The sequence below is a fragment of the Pseudomonas sp. GM49 genome, assembly GCF_000282355.1.
Taxonomy (GTDB): Bacteria; Pseudomonadota; Gammaproteobacteria; order Pseudomonadales; family Pseudomonadaceae; genus Aquipseudomonas.
The window spans coordinates 1-2643 of sequence record NZ_AKJL01000215.1 but is presented as its reverse complement, the minus strand read 5'-3'; the positions used below and the strand labels follow the sequence as shown (position 1 = coordinate 2643).

Sequence of the window (2643 nt, the reverse complement as noted above, 5' to 3'; positions counted from 1 at the left end):
CCGCCGATGTGGATCGAGCCGGTGCTGTTGTCAGCGACCATCAACGGTTTGTCCAGGTAGCGATTGATCAGCGGCAGCGCATCGTTGAGTGCCAGATTGTCGAGCACCAGTTTTCCCTGGCGCCAGGCCAGCGAACTGTCGTTGTCATAGGTCTGGCTGATGCGGGGGATGAAGTCGCCGTGGCGATAACTGGCCTGCATTGCCGGGTCAAGGCGCAAACCGTCGCCGGGCAGGTCGTCGTTGCTGCTGACCAGTACCGAACCCTCGATCAGGCTGACCTTGACCTGGTCTTCGTACATCCACACATTGAATTGGGTCCCGGTCACCCGAATCCGGCCTTCGGCGGCTTTGACCACAAACGGGTGACGGGTGTCATGGCTGACACTGAAGAAGGCTTCGCCTTTTTTCAGCGTGACTTGCCGCTGATCCTTGAAGTTGCTGTACGTCAACTCGCTGCCTAGGTTCAGTTCCACCTGGCTGCCGTCGTTCAAAGTGACGGTACGAACATTGTCGGTCGCTTCGAAATGCTGGTAAGCGTTCGGTACCCAGCCCAGGTGCCAGCCGCCATAACCGGCCAGGGGCAGTGCCAGGGCACAGACCGCCGCTGCAATACCCAGGCGGCGCCACGCTTTTTCGGGTTGGGGGCGAACCAGCGGCACGACCGGCTCGGGACGGGGCAAGTCGTCGGCGACATCCCAGATCTCCAGCATCGCCTCGTACTCGAAGGCGTGGAGCGGATGCGCATCACGCCATTGCTCGAACGCCTGGCGCTCTTGCTCGGTGCAGTCATTGGCGTGCAGACGCATGCACCAATGCGCAGCGGCATCGGTGACGGCGTCGTATTCGGCTTCCGAGAGCGTGTGGTCGGTCATTGGCTCATCCTGATTTCGTGCATTCTAACCTTGAGGGAAGTCTGCGAGAACATCAGTCATGGCATTTAAATATCAATGTGCAGTTCTTTTTCAACGCCTCGCCTCTGGAGCACTTGTTGTCGGGTAGCAGTATCCACAGGACGGGTGAAAAAAGGATCTAAATACGCGCCGCTGCACCGCGCAAATCCGGTGATCTGCGCGGTGTTACGTCGGGGTCAGGTTTCAGGGGGCGAAGTGACGGGCACCGGGTCCAGTTGCCGGCCCATTTCGCAGATCAGAAACGCGATCGAGTCGGCATTGTGCAAAATGACATCGGTTCGGAACTTCGGATCCTGCACGTTTAAAAAGGCTTCCCGTGCCTTATCCATGGTCTTGCTGCCCGTTAATTTAAGGATGGCCTTGCCGACGTGATAAGAACCCGGAATCGAATCCAGGCTGATCCACGTTTGCAGCCCACTGTTCCAGCGTGCGAACAGTTCCTCCTGCGGCGTTTCCATCGACAAGGCTTCTCGCTGGAAGTCCAGCTGTGATTGTTTCATGGCTGCGCCATAGGCGGTGATCGGCGCGACCAGATCGCTGAACGGGCGCCTGGCCTCCAGGGAGGCGATGTCCACGGCCTCGGAAAACAAATGGGCGAATTCGTGTATCAGCGTGGCGGCCTGACTGTGGCCGTCGACGTTGAAGGGCTGGGTTAAACAGGATTTGTACCAGTCGAGTTGCTGATCGAAGAATCGTTCGGTGAAGTGCACATTGCGCTGTTGATCCTTGTCCAGGACAAACGCGATGAGGTTGTCTTGCGGGTTCCGGTTTGAACCCACGATAAAGCGTCGCGAGTTCAACCAGTCTTCATCGGGATCGACCAGCGCGTTGCAGATGGGAAGGATGGCCTGTTTGATTTTGTCGAGCAGCCCTTGGTCGATCTGCCCAACGCCGAAAAAACCTTTTAAGGAACGTATCCAGCCGTGTTCCTGGGAGAAGTTTGCGTAGCTGCACCATGTTGTGGAGGCTGTTGAACGCGTAATAGCGAGCCATGTCTATGGCCTGCACGATCATCCGGGCTTTTTCGGGATGTTTTGCGCGGATTTCTTCCATCCCCCGGGCCTCGATGTTCAGCACATCCCGGGCAACTTGGGCGTTGGCAAACTGATTGTGCATTTTCGAAAGGGCTTTGCCGAAGTGGACGGTGTGGGTATCCGGGTCGATCAGCAGTTGCTTGTCAGATGCTGCCCGTAACACGGGGCCTTCTTCTTCGCCCTTGAGCATTCGCCAAACCGCCCCGGTCTTGTTCACGCCGTACACCTTGCCGGCAATGGCGGCGAAGGTCTTCTGGCTGGCCGCTTCGAGGTAGGTGCCGTCAGTGCGGCTTTTCGTCAGGGCTTTCAGTTCGACCGTGGTTTCGAACGGTTGCAGCCGCGTACGCAGCGCGGCTGTCGACCGGACCTGCGACCAGGGTTGTGCAATCACGGGGGTGGCAACCGGTTGAGCAACCGCCTCACCGGTTGCCTGGGCGGTGTCGGTCCATCCTTCAAACGATAACCGGCCCAATGACACGAGTTGCGCCGCACCGGCAATAAAGTTCCGTAATGCCGCCCCCCAGTGATGGTCCTGCAGGGCTTCGGCCGAATTTCGGGCGTCCTTGAAGGTCTGCCAAAGAAATTGCCCATACGCGAGTTTGCCCGGCAGCAGGGCTGAAATGCGCTCAATGCCCGAGCCGAACAGGTGTTTGACAGCCTCCCAGTCCGACTGACCGGCAGCCTGTGACTGGCTGGCG

Annotated in this window: 1 protein-coding gene and 1 pseudogene; both read right to left on the bottom strand. The window is 58.4% G+C overall.

The features are described from left to right. Nucleotides 1-872, bottom strand: an 872-nt coding sequence (locus PMI29_RS10220; RefSeq protein ID WP_008000303.1) for a FecR family protein, incomplete at its 3' end; no start/stop codon positions are given. A 215-nt stretch (nucleotides 873-1087) separates the two neighbouring features. Then, nucleotides 1088-2643 (bottom strand): annotated as a pseudogene (locus PMI29_RS0130305) (hypothetical protein); the annotation flags it as partial.